At 64.4% G+C, this 16,554-nt stretch carries 16 protein-coding genes; 8 read left to right on the forward strand and 8 right to left on the reverse strand.

From position 1 onward, the window contains the following. Positions 1 to 95 precede the first annotated feature (95 nt). Entirely contained in the window at positions 96 to 722 is a 627-nt protein-coding gene (locus tag V6M87_RS15515; RefSeq protein WP_332877547.1) for an SAM-dependent methyltransferase, read from the reverse strand. 160 nt (positions 723 to 882) lie between these two features. Here V6M87_RS15515 and V6M87_RS15520 point away from each other — a divergent pair, with 160 nt between their 5' ends. Continuing rightward, the gene (locus V6M87_RS15520) at positions 883 to 1,662 is read left to right on the forward strand and encodes a head GIN domain-containing protein (protein ID WP_332877548.1); all 780 of its coding nucleotides are present in this window, start codon (positions 883 to 885) and stop codon (positions 1,660 to 1,662) included. On the opposite strand, the gene V6M87_RS15525 is transcribed toward V6M87_RS15520, so the two are convergent. The 3 genes from V6M87_RS15525 to purU are packed head-to-tail and all read right to left on the reverse strand — an operon-like array spanning position 1,659 to position 3,589. Next, a complete protein-coding gene (locus V6M87_RS15525; RefSeq protein WP_332877549.1) occupies positions 1,659 to 2,120 on the reverse strand; it encodes a copper chaperone PCu(A)C in 462 nt (153 codons plus the stop codon). The genes V6M87_RS15520 and V6M87_RS15525 overlap by 4 nt on opposite strands. A 37-nt stretch (positions 2,121 to 2,157) precedes the next feature. Further along, positions 2,158 to 2,700 (reverse strand): YaeQ family protein, encoded by a 543-nt coding sequence (locus V6M87_RS15530; RefSeq protein WP_332877550.1) that lies wholly within the window; start codon positions 2,698 to 2,700, stop codon positions 2,158 to 2,160. A gap of 19 nt (positions 2,701 to 2,719) precedes the next feature. After that, positions 2,720 to 3,589 carry a formyltetrahydrofolate deformylase gene (gene purU, locus V6M87_RS15535; RefSeq protein WP_332877551.1) on the reverse strand — a complete coding sequence of 290 codons (870 nt, stop codon included), beginning with the start codon at positions 3,587 to 3,589 and terminating at the stop codon, positions 2,720 to 2,722. A gap of 130 nt (positions 3,590 to 3,719) precedes the next feature. Here purU and V6M87_RS15540 point away from each other — a divergent pair, with 130 nt between their 5' ends. Beyond that, positions 3,720 to 4,748, forward strand: a complete 1,029-nt coding sequence (locus tag V6M87_RS15540; protein ID WP_332877552.1) for an NADP-dependent oxidoreductase — start codon at positions 3,720 to 3,722, stop codon at positions 4,746 to 4,748. 27 nt (positions 4,749 to 4,775) lie between these two features. Here the strand turns inward: V6M87_RS15540 and V6M87_RS15545 are convergent, their stop codons facing one another. Then, positions 4,776 to 6,317 (reverse strand): methyl-accepting chemotaxis protein, encoded by a 1,542-nt coding sequence (locus V6M87_RS15545; RefSeq protein ID WP_332877553.1) that lies wholly within the window; start codon positions 6,315 to 6,317, stop codon positions 4,776 to 4,778. A 170-nt stretch (positions 6,318 to 6,487) separates the two neighbouring features. Continuing rightward, a complete protein-coding gene (locus V6M87_RS15550; protein WP_332877554.1) occupies positions 6,488 to 8,533 on the reverse strand; it encodes a hybrid sensor histidine kinase/response regulator in 2,046 nt (681 codons plus the stop codon). Positions 8,534 to 8,732: 199 nt separating this feature from the next. Here V6M87_RS15550 and V6M87_RS15555 point away from each other — a divergent pair, with 199 nt between their 5' ends. The 5 genes from V6M87_RS15555 to V6M87_RS15575 all read left to right on the forward strand — a co-directional run bounded on the left by V6M87_RS15555 (position 8,733) and on the right by V6M87_RS15575 (position 14,318). Next, a complete protein-coding gene (locus tag V6M87_RS15555; RefSeq protein WP_332877555.1) occupies positions 8,733 to 9,092 on the forward strand; it encodes a KGG domain-containing protein in 360 nt (119 codons plus the stop codon). Between the two features lie 113 nt (positions 9,093 to 9,205). After that, positions 9,206 to 9,727, forward strand: a complete 522-nt coding sequence (locus tag V6M87_RS15560; RefSeq protein WP_332877556.1) for a M48 family metallopeptidase — start codon at positions 9,206 to 9,208, stop codon at positions 9,725 to 9,727. A gap of 180 nt (positions 9,728 to 9,907) precedes the next feature. Continuing rightward, positions 9,908 to 11,155, forward strand: coding sequence for a hypothetical protein (locus V6M87_RS15565; RefSeq protein WP_332877557.1), 1,248 nt, complete (start codon positions 9,908 to 9,910; stop codon positions 11,153 to 11,155). An 8-nt stretch (positions 11,156 to 11,163) separates the two neighbouring features. Continuing rightward, positions 11,164 to 11,607, forward strand: coding sequence for a phosphate ABC transporter substrate-binding protein (locus V6M87_RS15570; RefSeq protein ID WP_332877558.1), 444 nt, complete (start codon positions 11,164 to 11,166; stop codon positions 11,605 to 11,607). Then, positions 11,607 to 14,318, forward strand: coding sequence for a bifunctional diguanylate cyclase/phosphodiesterase (locus V6M87_RS15575; RefSeq protein WP_332877559.1), 2,712 nt, complete (start codon positions 11,607 to 11,609; stop codon positions 14,316 to 14,318). Before V6M87_RS15570 ends, V6M87_RS15575 begins: the two co-directional genes overlap by 1 nt. Here V6M87_RS15575 and V6M87_RS15580 read toward each other — a convergent pair. Both V6M87_RS15580 and V6M87_RS15585 read right to left on the reverse strand, forming a co-directional pair. Beyond that, the gene (locus tag V6M87_RS15580; RefSeq protein ID WP_332877560.1) at positions 14,315 to 14,872 is read right to left on the reverse strand and encodes a TIGR00730 family Rossman fold protein; all 558 of its coding nucleotides are present in this window, start codon (positions 14,870 to 14,872) and stop codon (positions 14,315 to 14,317) included. The genes V6M87_RS15575 and V6M87_RS15580 overlap by 4 nt on opposite strands. Further along, positions 14,869 to 15,564 (reverse strand): TetR/AcrR family transcriptional regulator, encoded by a 696-nt coding sequence (locus V6M87_RS15585; protein ID WP_332877561.1) that lies wholly within the window; start codon positions 15,562 to 15,564, stop codon positions 14,869 to 14,871. Before V6M87_RS15585 ends, V6M87_RS15580 begins: the two co-directional genes overlap by 4 nt. Before the next feature lie 144 nt (positions 15,565 to 15,708). Here V6M87_RS15585 and V6M87_RS15590 point away from each other — a divergent pair, with 144 nt between their 5' ends. Beyond that, a complete protein-coding gene (locus tag V6M87_RS15590) occupies positions 15,709 to 16,554 on the forward strand; it encodes a PhzF family phenazine biosynthesis protein (RefSeq protein WP_332877562.1) in 846 nt (281 codons plus the stop codon).

The following is a 16,554-nucleotide window of genomic DNA, read 5'->3' on the forward strand; positions in this document are numbered from 1 at the left end:
GTGCCAAAAGAGGGTGATCAAGTGGCACTGATTATAAGACCAGTTTCGGACGCAAAGTTGCCAATCGTAAATAAAATTACTCGACGCAACAGCCCTTATTTGAGCGCGCGGCGCTCGCCGGTGCGCAGTTCCAGCTGGAAGCGCACGCCCTTCTCCACCAGCGAAATGCGCGCCGGCGGCTCTTCGCCGGCCAGCGTGCGCGACTTGACCGGCAAGCCTTCGCCCTTGCGGATCAACTCGTCCGACATTTCATACACATTCGGGCACCCCGTGGCCGCGATCAGGGCCTGCACGATCGGGATTTTCCATGCGTCGACGCCAACCGCCTGGAACTGGCACAGCAATTGGCCATCGGCGCCGCCGTAGCCATCGACCAGCAAACCGGGCAAGCCGTCGTCTTCCGCATTCACCAGGCGCACCAGTTGATCGGGCAGGGCTTTTTTCGCCGCCGCAGCGCTTTTTGCCAGTGCCGCCTTGATGCGGTTTTTGATCAGGGCATGGTCGACTGGCTGCGTCTCATCGAGCGTCCAGACGCGCGCCTGGATCTGCGACTTTGGTGCCCACGCGGCGCGCGCGAGAAATTTGCGGGCGGAGTTCTGCACCAGGGCAGTGGCGCCCGGCTTGCCGTGGCCGTCGACACGTTCGATGGCGGAGGCGTAGATCCAGGGATCGCCGGCGAGCAGGCTTTTTTCCTTGCCTTGTTTGATGGTGATGATGAGCATATTCAGTCCAGGTGCATAGTGCGGAGAAGCGCCATGATACCGCAGCAGGCTATCGGCCCGGACGGCATTCTGCGCCGCTGCCCGCGCAAACTGTCGCAAAGCGCTGCCGCGGCGGCCAGCGCCTGCTTACCATGCATGCATCAACCTTTGGAGACCTGCCATGACCCTGCCACGCCGCTTCGCCCCGAAACTGCTGCTCGCCGCCTGCATCCTCGCCAGCGCCACGCCCCTGACTCAGTCCGTCGCGCACGCTGCGTCCTGGGGCTGGGGCGGCGAGCAGGTGCAGGGCAATGGCGTCATCAAGCGCCAGCAGCGCGAGCTGGGCGCGTTCAATGGCGTTTCCAGTAACCTGGCGGCAAAGGTCGAAATCCGCATCGGCACCACCGAAGGCATCACGATTGAAACCGACGACAACTTGCTGCCGCTGATCGAAACCGTGGTGGAAGACGGCATGCTCACAATCCGCACCGCCAGGCGCAACATGAATTTGCAGACCCGCACCCTGAAAATCATCGTGCAGGCCAAATCGGTCGACCACATCAGCCTGGGCGGCTCCGGCTCGATCGACAGCGATGCGCTGCGCGGCCGCAAGGTGCAGCTCGACCTGGGCGGCTCGGGGACGATCAGTCTGAAAGGCGTCGAGACCGACAGCCTGTCGGTCAACCTGGGCGGGTCCGGCAACCTGCAAGCGGCCACCGGTACGGCCAACAAGGTGTCGGTCTCGATCGGCGGTTCGGGTGACGTCAGGATGGGCAAAGTACGCAGCGACAGCGTCAGCATCTCGATTGCCGGCTCGGGTGCGGCGACAGTCTGGGCGCAGAAATCGCTGAACCTCACCGTGGCCGGCTCGGGCACCGCGAATTACTACGGCGACCCGCACGTCACGACCACGGTGCTCGGCTCGGGCACCACGCGCCGCCTGGGGGCCAGCCCGCTTTAATGGCTGTGATGCGCCTCGGCTGGCGCCGTGTAGCCGATCGCTTTGACCGGCACGTTGACGACCACGGTGTCGCGCTTTTTCGCGGCGTCTTCGATCGTCAAGGTCACCGGCACGCTGTCGCCTTCCTTGAGTTGCTGCTTCAGGTCGAGAAACATCAGGTGGTAGCCGGCTTTGGCCAGGTCGACTTTGGCGCCGGCCGGCAGCTCGATGGCGTCGACCGCCTGCATCTTCATGGTCTGACCGGCCATTTCCATCTTGTGCATTTCAACGCTGCCGGCAGCCGGCGTGCTGGCGCCTACCACGCGCGCCGCTTTCACCGACTGCAGCGTCAAAAAGGCGCCAGCGGTTTTTTGCACCGGCACGGTGGCGCGCACCCAGGCGTCGGACGCGCTTACCTGCGCCAGTGCAGCCGAGGACAGGGCTGCGGCAGAGAACAACACGAGCAAATGCTTGATCATGGCGATACTTTCATAATGAGCCAAACGATTGATAAAATTACTTGAGCGGCTTGAAGGTCTCGCGCTCGATCAGCACCGTCTCCACGCTGTCGGTCAAATAGATCTGGCCGTCCTGGATGGTGCATTGCAGCTGCATGTTGCGCTTGGCCATCTTCTCGAGCTGAACGCTGGCGTCGGCCGGAATATTGATCACTTCCAGGTTCTTCGCGCGCTCGAGCTTGTTCGCAATGCCCTTGTACCAGATATGGCTGGTGGCGCTGTAGCTGTAGACGATCACGTGCTCCGAGCGCCCGCACGCCTTCATCAGGCGCTTTTCGTCCGGCTGGCCGACCTCGACCCACAATTGAATCGCGCCGGTCAGGTCCTTTTCCCACAGGTCCGGCTCTTCGGTGTCGAACAGGCCCTTGGTGAACGTCAGCGCCTCGCTGGCGTGGATGGCGAATGCCAGCAGGCGGATCATCATGCGCTCGTCGGTCTCGGACGGGTGCCGCGCCAGGGTCAATAAATGCTCCTGGTAGTAATTGCGGTCCATGTCTGCGATTTGCAGTTCTGCCTTGTAAATTGTTGCCTTGAGTGCCATTGCTACCTTCTTGTTGAATCTAGTTAAAAACGACGGTCTTGTCGCCGTTTTGCAAAATGCGGTGTTCGACAAACCATTTCACGGCGCGCGCCAGCACCACGCATTCGACGTCGCGCCCGATGGCGGTAAGGGCATCGGCATCCATCGCATGGTCGACCCGCTCGACGTCCTGCTCGATGATCGGGCCTTCATCGAGCTCGCCCGTGACGAAATGCGCGGTCGCGCCGATCAGCTTGACGCCGCGCCGGTGCGCCTGCGCATATGGGCGCGCGCCCTTGAAGCTGGGCAGGAACGAATGGTGGATATTGATCGCCCTGCCCTGCAAGGCGCGGCACAGGCCGGGCGACAGGATCTGCATGTAGCGCGCCAGCACCACCAGGTCGATGCGGTGGGTGGCCAGCAGATCGAGGATGCGTGCTTCCTGCGCCTGTTTTACGGCCTCGTCCGCGCCAGTGGCCAGCGGCAGGTGATGGAACGGGATATTGTAGCTTGCTGCCAGCTGGTAGAAATCCATGTGGTTCGACACGATCGCGGGTATTTCCACCGGCAGCAGGCCGCTCTTGTAGCGAAACAGCAGGTCGTTGAGGCAGTGGCCGATTTTCGACACCATGATCAGCACGCGCGGCTTCACGTGGGCGTCGTGCAATTGCCCGGTCATGCCCATGGTCGCGCACAGTTGATCGAACGCGGCGCGCAAGGCGCCGGCGTCGATGCTGCGCTCTTCCAGCGCAAAATGGACGCGCATGAAAAACAGCTGCGACCCGGCGTCGCCGAACTGGGCCGAGTCGATGATGTTGCAGCCATGTTCGGCCAGAAAACCCGACACCCGGTGCACGATGCCGCGCTGGTCGACGCAAGATAAGGTGAGGATGAATTCGGGATGGGTCATGGCCAATGGGCTGGAAGATCGTAACTTGCTATTGTCGCACGGCGGGGTGAAGCTGATACCCACGTAAAAATAGCACGACCGTTCCAAGCTGCGCTATAGTTATTTCACCAACAACGACAGGGAGACCAGCATGACCATCGACACCAACAACGACCAGTTCCGCCTCGCCGCCCGCCCGAGCGGCCTGCCCAAGGACAGCGACTGGCAGTTCTCCAGCCCTGCGCTGGCCGACCTGCAAGACGGAGAAATGCGCGTCAAGACCTTGTACCTGTCGCTCGACCCGGCCATGCGTGGCTGGATGAACGGCGGCAAGTCCTACATTCGTCCGGTGGAAATCGGCGGCGTCATGCGTGCCGGCGGCGTCGGCGTGGTCGTCGAATCGAAGTCGCCGCGCTTTGCGGTGGGCGACACGGTGTCCGGTGGCATCGGCGTGCAGCGCTACTGGCAGGGCCAGGCCGACGACAAAACGTCTGCCTTCACCCGCATCGATCCGGCCGTCGCGCCACTGGAAACCTGGCTCAATACGCTGGGCATGCCGGGCATGACCGCGTACTTCGGCCTGCTCGACGTCGGTCAGCCGAAAGCCGGTGAAACGGTGGTGGTCTCGGGTGCGGCAGGTGCGGTGGGCCAGACGGTCGGCCAGGTGGCGAAAAAACTCGGTTGCCGCGTGGTTGGCATTGCCGGCGGCAAGGACAAGTGCGATTTCGTGGTCAATGAACTCGGCTTCGACGCCTGCATCGACTACAAGAACGGTTCCGTCAAAGACGGCTTGAAGGAACACTGCCCGGCCGGCGTCGACGTGTATTTCGACAATGTCGGCGGCGACATCCTCGACACGGTCCTTACCCGCATCAACATGAAGGCGCGCATCGTCATCTGCGGCGCCATCTCGCAGTACAACAACACCACGCCCGTACAGGGTCCGTCGAATTACCTGGCCTTGCTGGTCAACCGCGCGCGCATGGAAGGCATGGTGGTGTTCGACTACGCGCCGCGCTACCAGGAAGGCGTGGCGCAGTTGGCAAGCTGGCTCAAGGACGGCAGCATCAAGAGCCGCACCGACGTCGTCGAGGGCCTGGAGAACTTCCCGGCCGCGCTGCTGATGCTGTTCGAAGGCAAGAACTTCGGCAAGCTGGTGCTGAAGGTAGCAGAAAGCTAAGCATGCCAGCGGCGGCCACACGCGTTTTCAGGTTTTGAAGAATGCCACCGCCTCTTTCAAGCGTCGGGTTTGCTCTTCGAGTGACCCGGCCGCCGCCGCCGCCTCTTCGACCAGGGCGGCATTTTGCTGTGTCACCTGGTCCATTTGCGAAATGGCCAGGTTGACTTCGTGGATGCCGGAATTTTGCTCGCCGGTAGCGGCTGAAATTTCACTCGTGAGGGTGGTCAGCTGGCGCACCGCATCGAGCACCTCGTCCATGGCGCCGCCGGCCCGGTCAACCAGGACCGAACCCGCATTCACGCGCGTCACGGACTCGCCGATCAAGACCTTGATTTCCCTGGCTGCGGTGGCGCTGCGCTGGGCCAGATTACGCACTTCGCTGGCGACCACGGCGAAGCCGCGCCCCTGCTCGCCGGCACGGGCCGCTTCGACTGCCGCGTTGAGCGCCAGAATATTGGTTTGAAACGCGATACCGTCAATCACGCCGGTGATGTCGGCGATCATGTGCGAGCTCTCGGTAATGCCGCGCATGGTCTCGGTCACCTCGACCACCACCGCACTGCCACGCTGGGCAATGGCAGAGGTATCGTGCGCCAATTTGCCGGCTTGCATTGCGTTCTCTGAATTCTGCTGCACGGTGGAGGTCAGTTGTTCCATGCTGGAAGCCGTTTCCTCCAGTGCAGCGGCTTGCTGCTCGGTACGGGAAGAAAGATCGAGGTTGCCCGCGGCAATTTCGCTGGCGCCAACCTGGATGGTTTCGGTCGCATCGTGTATGCCGCCGATAATGTCCAGCAGGCGCTGCTGCATCCGCTGCATTTCGGCGATCACGCTACCGGTGTCGCCCGGCCTCACAACCAGCGTCATGCTCAAGTCACCGCCGGCAATGCGGGAAGCGATGTCGACCGCGTAATCCGGTTCACCGCCAAGGCTGTTGGTAATGTTACGCATAATGGCCAACATCATGGCAGACACCACGATCCCGATCGTCCCCAGGATGGCGCCCAGTTTGATCAGCGTGTTGTAAAAATCGCTTTGCACGTCTTTCAAAAACACGCCGGACGCAAGCACCCAGTCCCAGTTTTCGTCGTAGATCACATAGGTGACCTTGGGGGTGCGGTTGTTGTCGTCGGTCCCAGCCAGGCGCCCCATGTAATTGACGAAGCCGCTCTTGCTGCTCTTCGCGATTTTAATCATCTCGCGGTAGTAGAGCTTGCCGTCGCTATCTGTGCGCTCGCCAACATTTTTCCCGACAACATCTTTCGACGTGGGATGCATCAGCACCACGGGGCGGCTGTCAAACACAAAAATATAATTGCCATGGTCGTAGCGCATCGCCGCAATCTGCTGCAGGGCGCGTTGCTGCGCCTCGGCCACGGTGATTTTGCCCGCCACAGCCTCGGCGGCGTAACGCTTGAGAATACCCTCGGCGGCTTCGACAACGTGCTGCAGGCCGGCGCGGCGTTCGTCGAGCATGGTCTGGCGTGTATTGAAGGCAGACCAGCCGGCCAGGATCAGTAAACCCACCCACATGACAGCCAGTGCCAACATCAATTTTGTCTTGATCGTCATCCGCATTCAATCGATTCAGGATCAAAGCGGATTGCGCCTGGCGCCGCCCTGACCGGGGTTGGCCTTCCAGAATTTTCCAGGAGGCAACACCAACAGTAGGCGGCACCAGGGAGCGTGTCAATACTTGCTTCGACGCTGTTGCCACATGACCACGAAGCGCGACCATGCCGTCATTGCATCATCGTCCCCGCGTCGCGCCTGGCCGCCACCGCCTCAGTAATGCGCAGCAGGTCGTCCATCGCCAGCGGCTTGACCAGGTGCTCGGTGAATTGCGCGGCCTGGGTCAGGTAGCGGTCCTGGTCGCGACCCAGGCCGGTCAGCGCCACCAGCGGCAGCTGCTTGCCGCGCGCGGTGCCGCGGATGGTCAGCGCCACCTGGATGCCGCTGATGTCGGGCAGCCCCAGGTCGAGGAAAGCCAGGTCGAACGCCTGCTCGGCGGCCAGGCGCACCGCGTCGCGCCCGTTGAAAGCGGTGACGGCCTGGTGCCCCAGCGCGTCGAGCAGCGCCGCCAGGGTCTGGGCGCCGTCGGCGTTGTCGTCTACCACCAGCACTTTTAAACCGCGCGCCGGCGGCGTCGGTGTGGCGTGCGGCAGGGGCAGATCGGCTTGCGGGCGCCCCAGCGGCAAGCGCACCGTGAAACAGGCGCCCTGGCCCAGTCCGGCGCTGTGGACGGCCACGCTGCCGCCATGCAGTTCCACCAGTTGCCGCACCAGCGACAGGCCAATCCCGAGCCCGCCCTGGGCCTGCACGCCGGTCGGATTGACCTGCACGAACAAGTCGAAAATGTCACGCATCGCCTCTTCGGTCAGGCCGATGCCCTGGTCGGCCACCTTGATCTCCACGTGCTTGCCGTTGGCGCGCGCCTGGATCGCCACCGGCGCGCCTCGCGGCGAGTATTTCGACGCATTCGTGAGCAAATTGGAAAACGCCTGCACCAGGCGCAGGGCGTCTGCATCGAGCCAGGCGTCCTCGTGGGGCAGCTCCACGCTGAGCGCTTGCCGGCGCGCATCGAGCAGCGGTTTGCTTGCCTCCACCGCCTGATCGATCACGTGGCGCAGCTGCACGCGGGCGCGCTCGATGGCCAGCTTGCCGGAACTGATGCGCCCCACTTCCATCAGGTCGCCCACCAGGCTGGCCAGCTGGGCCACCTGGCGCTCGATCACGCCGCGCGCCTTCTCGCGCACGGCCGGCTGGTCGGACAAGCCCAGCAGTTGCACCGCCGACGAAATCGGCGCCAGCGGGCCGCGCAATTCGTGCGCCAGCGTGGCCAGGTATTCGTTCTTGCGCAGGTCGGCTTTTTCCAGCATCGCCCCGTCCAGGCGCAACTGGCGCGCCTCCCGTTCACGCTCGGTGTGGTCGGTGGAAATCGTCAGCACCGTTTCGACCCGGCCATCGGGGCCGAACGACGGCAGCGCGCGCGTGATATAGAAACGCTCGACGCCGTCCGCGCCGACATGGGCGAAATCAAATTCGCGCATGGTGCCGTTGCGGATCACGTCTTCCAGTACGGCGCTCCAGCGCGCGGCCAGCACCGGGTCGAGCCCGAGTTCCTCGTGGGTTTTACCGAGGAACCAGGCGGCCGGCTGCCCGGTCAGCGCCTCGATGCGCGGCGAGACGAACAGGCAGCGGCGCTGGCGGTCGTAGCGGTTGATGATATCGGGCAGGTTGGCGGCGACCGTGGCGAGATCGAGTTCGCGCTGGCGCGTGGCGTGCACGGCCTCGGTGGTTTCGGTGATGTCGATCACGGCGCCGTTCAGGGCGGCCGGGCGGCCGTCGGCGCCGTAGGTGGCGCGCCCGCTGCCACGCACGTAGCGCAGCGCACCGTCGGGCAGCTGCACCCGAAAGCGCACCAGGTAGTCGCTGCGGCTGGACAGAGCCAGGTCGACGGCGGCGTCGACCGTGTCCAGGTCCTGTGGGTGGATGCGCGCGCGGAACATGGCATGGCTGGCCGGCAGGGCCGGGTCGTAGCCGAAGATCGCGTAATGGTGTTGCGACCAGGTCAGCGTATCGGTCGCCATGTTCCAGAAGTACAGGCCGATGCCGGCCGAGTCGGTGACGTGTTCGAACGCATCGAGACGACTGGCGAGATCGACGCGGCGCTCATTGCGCACGCGCCGCCCGGGCCGCTGCGCGCGCCCAACGCGGCCCGCCGTCAGCGCCGACGCCACACCGCCCAGAAACCACAACGCAGGCGCCGCCAGCTTGCTCCACCGCATAGGTCGATCCTCAGGTAACGATTCGTCCCATTATCCCCGGATTCGCCTGCTCAAGTACAGCATGTCGACGACACAAGGCTGGCGGCGCGATTCTCGCGCATCAGGCCGGAACTTCGCGCCAGCGCCGCTCTCTAACTCACGAGCGCATCCCTATGTGTTCAAGCGGACTTTTGACACTGCAGGCAACCAGGAGATCGACATGGCGACAAGCAAAGAAAACGGCAAGAGCGCAGGCGGCAACACCCAAAAAAGCGGCACCGGCAACGGCACGCCGGCCAAGCGCGGATTTGCGGCAATGGATGAAAACCAGCAGCGCGAAATAGCCAGCAAGGGCGGCCAGGCGGCCCACCAGAAAGGCACGGCGCACGAATTCGATTCGGAAGAAGCGCGCCGCGCCGGGCAAAAAGGCGGTGTCGCGGTCAGCCGCAACCGCGAACACATGGCCGATATCGGCCGCAAGGGCGGCGAAAGCCGCCAGTCGGCCAGCCGCGCCGCGGCCGGCCATGGCGCTGGCAATGCGGGCAGCGACAAGGGCGGGCGCCAGGGCAGCAAAGAATAATTGTGTGCCACGCATGGCGGGGGCCGGGCGCACGCCCGGCCTTTTTATTGCCGGCTGCAGCGCTGCGCTGCCCCCTGTGCTACATTGCGGTCCCCATTCCTACCCGTAAGCGCATGACCGCCATTCTCAAATACCTCGGCGCCTACCCCGAGCAAACCCGGGCGCAGGTGGCCCGCCTGATCGAACAGGAACGCCTGGCCGATGTGCTGCGCGAGCGCTATCCCGACGCGCATGGCATCCGCACCGACAAGGCGCTGTACGGTTACGTCCAGGATTTGAAGGATACCTACCTGAGGAATGCCGACCCGGTCGCCAAAGTCGCCTATGACAGCAAGATCCAGGTCGTACAGCAAGCGCTCGGCCTGCACACGGCCATCTCGCGCGTGCAGGGCGGCAAGCTAAAAGCAAAGCACGAAATCCGCATCGGCACCGTGTTCCGCGACGCGCCCGAACCATTCCTGCGCATGATCGCCGTTCACGAACTGGCCCACTTAAAAGAAAAGCAACACGACAAGGCTTTCTACAAATTATGTTGCTGGATGGAGCCGCACTACCACCAGTACGAATTCGACGTGCGCCTCTATCTGACCCAGCTCGAGCTCTCCGGCGTGCGCCTCTGGGCACTGCCGGGCTGACCCGTCACGCGCCTCAAGTTAATAGTGCCTAAAATACAATATTTTCACCTTTAAGTAACAAAATAGCCTCTTTGTTTCTGTAATCACAAGAAACTTGTCGACAGGCAATACCGCAACGGTTACAGTCATGTACTTACCGTTTGTGTCCCTGCGCGCGATTTTGCGCGGTCCTGCCTAGCCATGATTTTTCAATTTTCCTCCCTGTCCGGCATCGCCTGCGCCCTCGCTGCCACGCTGTGCTGCAGCGCCGCGCTGGCCAATGACGTCTCGCCCGGCAGCTGGACGCTGTCCGGGTTCGGCACCCTCAGCGCCGTGCATGCGAATACCGATCAGGCCGATTTCACCAGTTCGGTACTCAAAGGCCGTGGCGCCGGCGCCAGCGGGCGCTGGAGCGCCGACGTCGACTCGCGCCTCGGCCTGCAGCTCAACATGGCCCTGGCGCCAGAATGGTCCGCCGTGCTGCAACTGGTCAGTGAACAGCGTTACGACAACAGCTACCGTCCGCAAGTGGAATGGGCCAGCGTGAAATACCAGGTCACGCCCGACCTCGCCGTGCGCGTCGGGCGCGTGTCGCTGCCGGTCTTCATGGCCGCCGAACACCGCAAGGTGGGCTACATCTACAGCGCCGTGCGCCAGCCGAACGAGGTGGCGGGCGGCCTCCCGATCACCAGCGGCGACGGCGCCGACCTGTCGTGGCGCTGGCACACGGGCGACGTGCGCCACACCACGCGCATCCAGGCCGGCCGCACCGACCTGCCGCTGACCGAAGGGGTGCGCGCGCGCGCCAGCGGCATCGCGGGCCTCGCACACAGTGTCGACGTGGGCAGCTTCAGCGCGCGCGGCGCGGTCATCGGCGGGAACGTCACGGTCAACCTGGCCGACCCCTTGTTCGCCGCGCTCAGCCAGTATGGTCGCGCCGGCGTCAACCTGGCCGAGCGCTATTCGGTGGACCACAAGCGCTTCGTGCTGGTGGCGCTGGGCATGGAATACGACACCGGCGACTGGTTCGCCACCATCGAAGGCACGCGCCAGCGTTCGCAGTCGCTGCTCGGCACCAACGTCGCACTGGCCGTGGGCGCAGGCTATCGCTGGCGCACCTTCACGCCGTACGCCGGCTACAGCACCGTGCACGCCCAGAGCGACACCACCACCAGCGGCCTGGCACTGGCTGGCCTGGGACCGCAACTGGCCGCCAGCGGCGCCGCCCTCAACGCGGCCCTGAACCAGATTCTCATTACCCTGCCCGAACAGTCGACCGCCAGCGTCGGCATGCGCTGGGACGCGCTGGAAAACATCGCCCTGAAACTGCAGTGCGAGCGCGTCACACCGCACGGCACCAGCCGCGGCACGCTGAAAAACACGCAGCCGGGGTTCGTATCGGGTCGCCCGATCAATGTGACGAGCATCACGCTCGATTTCGTGTTTTGAGGACGCCCATGACACTGTCCCTACGCCCATTCCTGCCCTTCCTCGCTGCCATCGCCATGCTGGCCGGCGTGCTGCACGGCGCCGACGCTGCCGACCTGGTGGTCATTGTCTCGGCGCGCAGCACGGCGCCGATGCTGCGCGCGGGCCAGGTGGCCGCCATCTTCCTCGGCCAGGCGGCGCAGTTTCCGGACGGCGCCGCAGTCGCCGCCATCGACCAGCCGGTGGGCTGCGCCACCCGCGAAGCGTTTTATGTCCGCGTGGCGTCGAAAACGCCGGCGCTGCTGAGGGCCTACTGGTCCAGGATGCTGTTCACCGGGCACGGCCAGCCGCCGCGCGAAGTGGACGGCGACGCCGCCGTCAGGAAACTGGTGGCCGACACACCGGGCTTGATCGGTTACATCGAACGCACTGCGCTCGATGCCAGCGTGCGCCCGGTGCTGGTGCTGCATTGATGGCGCCGGACGCGCCCACCCGCGCCGGCAAGGCCGCCCGCCCGCGCCTGGCCCTCGCGCTCGACACCCACATCTCGCTGCCGCTGTTCGCGCTGGTGCTGCTGGTGGCGGTCTGGATCGTCACCTTCCACTTCATTGGCGTGGCGCGCGAACATGCCATCGCGGCGGCGCGCGCCGCCGCCCGCGAGCACGTCGATACGTATGAAGCACAGCTGGGCCGCAACCTGGCCAGTATCGACCAGACGCTGAAAGTGCTGAAATACGCGGTCGAAATCAATGGCCCCGCCGGAGCGCTCGCCGCGCTGCGCGAGCAAGCACTGCTGCCGTCAACCCTCGTATTCGTCGTCAGCGTGGCCGACAAGAATGGCAGCGTGGTGGCCAGCAATCCTTACATGCGCCCGATCAACGTGGCGCGCGAGCGCTATTTCACCATCCACCGCGACCAGCCCACCAGCGCGCCTTTCATCAGCCAGACCATGCGTGATGAGGCCGATCCGGAACCACACCTGCACTTCACTCGGCGCCTGAACGACGCCGCGGGCGCGTTTGCCGGCATCGCCATTATCGAAGCCGACCCGGCCTATTTCACCAGCGCGTACGAGCAGGCGCGCCAGGGCCAGCATGGTGCACTGGGACTGATCGGCAATGACGGCATTGCGCGCGCGCTGCGCGTGGGCGAGCAGCTCTCCTGGGGCACAGTCGTGCCCGTCGCCACGGCACGCGACGACGTGGTTTCCCTTGGCGCCGACCTGCCCGACCGGGTGCCGCGCTACACCGCCATGCGCCGCCTGCACGGCTTCGACGTGACGGCCATGGTGGCGCTGGCGCAGGATGAGCAGCTGGCGCCCTACCGCAAGCTGCGCGCCAATTACCTGTTGGCCGCCAGCGGCGCCAGCGCCGCATTGGCCCTGATCGTGGCGCTGGTCGCGACCTGGTCGTGGCAACTGGCGCGCACCCGCCGCGGCGTGCGGCGGGCGAAGGAAACCTATGCCGCCGCATCCGAAGCGAGTCCCGACGCATTTTTCGTGATCCGCAGCGTGCAGGGCGCCGACGGCGACATCGTCGACTTCATCGCCGAGGACATCAACAGCCGCGCTGAAGCCCTCACAGGCCTGACCAAAGCGGCCATCGCCGGTCGGCATCTGGCTGAGGTGTTGCCGGCCTACCGCAAGCACGGCATCTTCGACGACCTGAAGCAGGTAGCGCAGAGTGGCCGGGCCAGCGAAACGGAATGGCAGAGCGACCGCACCACGCCAGACCGGCGCTGGCTGCAACGCCAGGTGGTGCCCGTCGAGAGCGGCCTGGTGATCATCGTGCGCGATATCACCGAACGCAAGATGACCGAACAGCGCATCTTCCACATGGCGCATCACGACGAGCTGACCGGCCTGCCAAACCGCCTGCTGGTGCGCCAGTGCCTTGAGCGCGCCATCCTCGGCGCCGCGCCGAAACACACGGGCGTGGCGCTCGCCTTCATCGACCTCGACGGGTTCAAGCTCGTCAACGACGGCCTCGGCCACAACGCCGGCGACGAACTCTTGAAGATCGTCGGCGCGCGCATGCAGGCCTGCATGCGTCGCAAGGATACCCTCGGGCGCTTCGGCGGCGATGAATTCGTGATTGTGATGCCGGTGGCGAGCGACGATGCACTGGCGCTGGCGCCGCTGCTGGACAAAATCCGCCGCGCCGTCAACGAACCGGTGCTGCTCAACGGCCAGTCGGTCCAGGTCAGCTGCAGCATGGGCGTGGTGATGTACCCGCGCGACGGCCTGGACGCGAGCACGCTGTTGATGAACGCCGACGCGGCGATGTACCGGGCCAAGGAGCTGGGCCACAATAATTTCCAGTTCTATGCGCGCGAGATGAATGCCAGCGTCGAACAAAAACTGGTGCTGCTCGACGGCCTGCGCACGGCCCTCGATACCGCGCTCGGTCTTGCCCGCGGCCCGTCCCAGCTAAGCCTGGTGTACCAGCCAAAGATCGACCTGCGCAGCGGGCGCATGTTCGGCGTCGAAGCGCTGCTGCGCTGGGACCACCCGGAGTTCGGTGCCATTTCGCCCTTGCGCTTCATCCCCCTTGCCGAGGAGAGCGGCATGATCGTGGCGCTGGGCGACTGGGTGGTGCGCACCGCGTGCCGCCAGAACCAGGCCTGGCGCGACGCCGGACTCGATCCGATTACCATCTCGGTGAACGTGTCGCCGCGCCAGTTCGAAGAGCCTGCGCTGGTCGAGCGCATTGCCGCCGCCCTCGCGCACAGCGCCCTGGCGCCGCAAGGGCTGGAACTGGAAGTGACGGAAAGCCTGATCATGCGCGACCTGGTGCAATCGGTCGACAAGATGCGCGCATTGAAAGCGATGGGCATGTCGCTGTCGATCGACGACTTCGGTACTGGCTATTCGAGCCTGTCGGCGCTGAAATCGTTTCCGATCAGTACACTTAAAATCGACAAATCGTTCATCCGGGACGTGGTCGACAGCGCCGACGACCAGGCCATCACGATGGCCGTCATCTCGCTGGCGCACAAGCTCAATTTACGCGTGATTGCCGAAGGCGTCGAGACCGAGCAACAGCGCACCTTCCTGCGCAGTCACGATTGCGACGAGATGCAGGGCTACCTGTTCAGCCCACCGGTGCCGGCCGCGCGCATCGCCAGCCTGCTGGCCACGCAGGCCGACGCCAAGGCCGGCAAGGCACCCGCCATGCAGCCCTAGCTTGCAGGGCCGCGCAGGCGCGCCAGCAGCACGCTGGCATCCGCATCGGCCTGCATCAGCGCCGCATGTTCGGGCCTGACGAAACCCTGGTCGCGCTGGTGCGCCACAAAGCCGATCAGGCCATCGTAAAAGCCGTTCACGTTCAACAGCCCGATCGGTTTCGCATGGATGCCCAGCTGGGCCCAGGTCAGCATTTCAAACAATTCTTCCAGCGTGCCCATCCCGCCCGGCATGGCGATGAAGCCATCGGACAGTTGCGCCATCATCGCTTTGCGCTCGTGCATGTCCTTCACGACGAACAGGCGCGTCAGACCGCGGTGCCCCACTTCGCGTTCCAGCAACGCTTGCGGGATGACGCCGGTGACGTCGCCGCCGAGGCGCAGCACCTCGTCGGCAATCACCCCCATCAGGCCGACCTTGCCGCCGCCGTAGACCAGCGCGATATTGTGCGCCACCAGCGCTTGCGCCAGCGCGCGCGCGGCGTCCGCATACACGGCGTCCAGGCCGTTCGAGGCGCCGCAGTAGACGCAGATGGTTTTCAGGTTGTTGGTCATGCAGTGGTCTTCTCGGGAGGTGCGTCGGGCGGGAGTTTTTGCAGGTACTCGTCGGACAGTTTCTGGAACAGGGTATGGGTGTCGCCGCGCAGGTAAGGGCCGACCATCGACAGCACCTGGTAGCAGCCGCGCGCCAGCGCATCGGCCATGGCTTGCTGCTCGCTGTACTTGCGCGGATTGCGCACGTATTCGTAGGACAGCCAGTAGGTCGCCACCACCACCATATTCGTCGCCATCGCGTTGATCAGGGCGTCGGACGCCTCCAGCGAACCCTCGCTGCGCAAGTCTTCGCAGAGCTGGCGCGCTACCTTGATCTTGTGCGCCAGGATCGCCTTGAAGTGGACTTCGAGCTTGCGGTTACGTGACAGCAGGTCGTTCAGGTCGCGGTAAAAAAAGCGGTAGCGCCAGATCAGTTCAAACATCAGGTGCAGGTACAGCCACACATCCTGCAAGTTGGAGCGGCGCCCGGCCGGCACCGTCAGGATGCGCTCGATCTCCGCTTCAAACTGCACGAAAATCGAGTTGACGATGTCGTCCTTGTTGCGGAAATGGTAGTACAGGTTTCCCGGTGAGATATTCATCTCTTCCGCGATGACGGTGGTCGTGATGTTCGGCTCGCCAAATTCATTGAATAGCCGCAGCGACAATTCAAGGATGCGTTCGCGCGTGCGGCGGGGGGCTTTCTGGAGCATGGAGTGGGGCGTGGTGGGGTTATTGGGGGCAGCATAACATCGAACGGTCGTGCGGGAAAAGAAAGCGCAGGGGGCAGAGGCGTTGTGTTTGCCGGCGCCCTCGCGCATGATGCAGGTTCCTCCACCACTTTTTTTGAACGCCGCATGCCAACCATTCAATACCGTCTCGTGAACGTCTTCGCTGAATCGCCCACCTCGCCTTTCAGCGGCAATCCGCTGGCCGTCATCGAGGACGCCAGCGACCTGACCGACGCCGAGATGCAGCTGGTCGCACGCCAGTTCAACCTGTCCGAAACCACCTTCATCCTGCCGTCCGAACGGGCCGCGGCGCGCATCCGCATTTTTACGCCGGCCTACGAAATGCCGTTTGCCGGCCACCCCACGCTTGGATCGGCCCAGGTGGTCAGCCAGCTGCGCGCAGCCGGCAACGCCTTTGCGCTCGAGATGGCGGCCGGTAGCATCCCTGTGCATTGCAAGGACGGGCGCTGGCACCTGGCCGCGAATGCGCCAACCAACCGGCCGGTCGATGCGACCCCGGCCGAGCTGGCGGCCATGCTGGGGCTCCCGCTGGAAGCGATCGCCGGGCCGGCGCTGTGGGTCAGCTGCGGCAACGAGCAGCCGATGATTCCGCTGATCAGCGCCGACTTCGTCCACGCGTGCCGCCCGGTGCCGGCGCTGGTTGCCCGCCACTGCACCAACGACACCGGGCGCGGCAAGGCGTATGTATTTGCCCGCACCGAAGCCGGATTCGATGTGCGCTTTTTCTGGACGCCGGGGGACAGTCTCAGTGAAGACCCGGGAACCGGTTCGGCCTGCGCTAACCTGGGCGGCTGGTGGCTGGCGACGCAGGGCGATGTGCCCCTGCATGCGACCGTGCGCCAGGGGACGGCCATCGACCGGCCGAATGTGCTGACACTCGACGTTGAGGATGGGCGTATCCAGGTCGGCGGGCGCGTGGTCGAGGTCGGTCGGGGAACGCTAAGCTGGTAG

It is taken from the genome of Massilia sp. S19_KUP03_FR1 (assembly GCF_036688685.1).
Classification (GTDB): Bacteria; Pseudomonadota; Gammaproteobacteria; order Burkholderiales; family Burkholderiaceae_D; genus JALYUM01.

Coding starts and splice junctions, on each gene's coding strand:
- V6M87_RS15575 (WP_332877559.1), top strand. CDS start 11,607: ATGGCGCCGGACGCGCCCACCCGCGCCGGCAAGGCCGCCCGCCCGCGC.
- V6M87_RS15525 (WP_332877549.1), bottom strand. CDS start 2,120: ATGATCAAGCATTTGCTCGTGTTGTTCTCTGCCGCAGCCCTGTCCTCG.
- V6M87_RS15580 (WP_332877560.1), bottom strand. CDS start 14,872: ATGACCAACAACCTGAAAACCATCTGCGTCTACTGCGGCGCCTCGAAC.
- V6M87_RS15555 (WP_332877555.1), top strand. CDS start 8,733: ATGGCGACAAGCAAAGAAAACGGCAAGAGCGCAGGCGGCAACACCCAA.
- V6M87_RS15550 (WP_332877554.1), bottom strand. CDS start 8,533: ATGCGGTGGAGCAAGCTGGCGGCGCCTGCGTTGTGGTTTCTGGGCGGT.
- V6M87_RS15545 (WP_332877553.1), bottom strand. CDS start 6,317: ATGACGATCAAGACAAAATTGATGTTGGCACTGGCTGTCATGTGGGTG.
- V6M87_RS15520 (WP_332877548.1), top strand. CDS start 883: ATGACCCTGCCACGCCGCTTCGCCCCGAAACTGCTGCTCGCCGCCTGC.
- V6M87_RS15530 (WP_332877550.1), bottom strand. CDS start 2,700: ATGGCACTCAAGGCAACAATTTACAAGGCAGAACTGCAAATCGCAGAC.
- purU (WP_332877551.1), bottom strand. CDS start 3,589: ATGACCCATCCCGAATTCATCCTCACCTTATCTTGCGTCGACCAGCGC.
- V6M87_RS15570 (WP_332877558.1), top strand. CDS start 11,164: ATGACACTGTCCCTACGCCCATTCCTGCCCTTCCTCGCTGCCATCGCC.
- V6M87_RS15590 (WP_332877562.1), top strand. CDS start 15,709: ATGCCAACCATTCAATACCGTCTCGTGAACGTCTTCGCTGAATCGCCC.
- V6M87_RS15560 (WP_332877556.1), top strand. CDS start 9,206: ATGACCGCCATTCTCAAATACCTCGGCGCCTACCCCGAGCAAACCCGG.
- V6M87_RS15515 (WP_332877547.1), bottom strand. CDS start 722: ATGCTCATCATCACCATCAAACAAGGCAAGGAAAAAAGCCTGCTCGCC.
- V6M87_RS15540 (WP_332877552.1), top strand. CDS start 3,720: ATGACCATCGACACCAACAACGACCAGTTCCGCCTCGCCGCCCGCCCG.
- V6M87_RS15565 (WP_332877557.1), top strand. CDS start 9,908: ATGATTTTTCAATTTTCCTCCCTGTCCGGCATCGCCTGCGCCCTCGCT.
- V6M87_RS15585 (WP_332877561.1), bottom strand. CDS start 15,564: ATGCTCCAGAAAGCCCCCCGCCGCACGCGCGAACGCATCCTTGAATTG.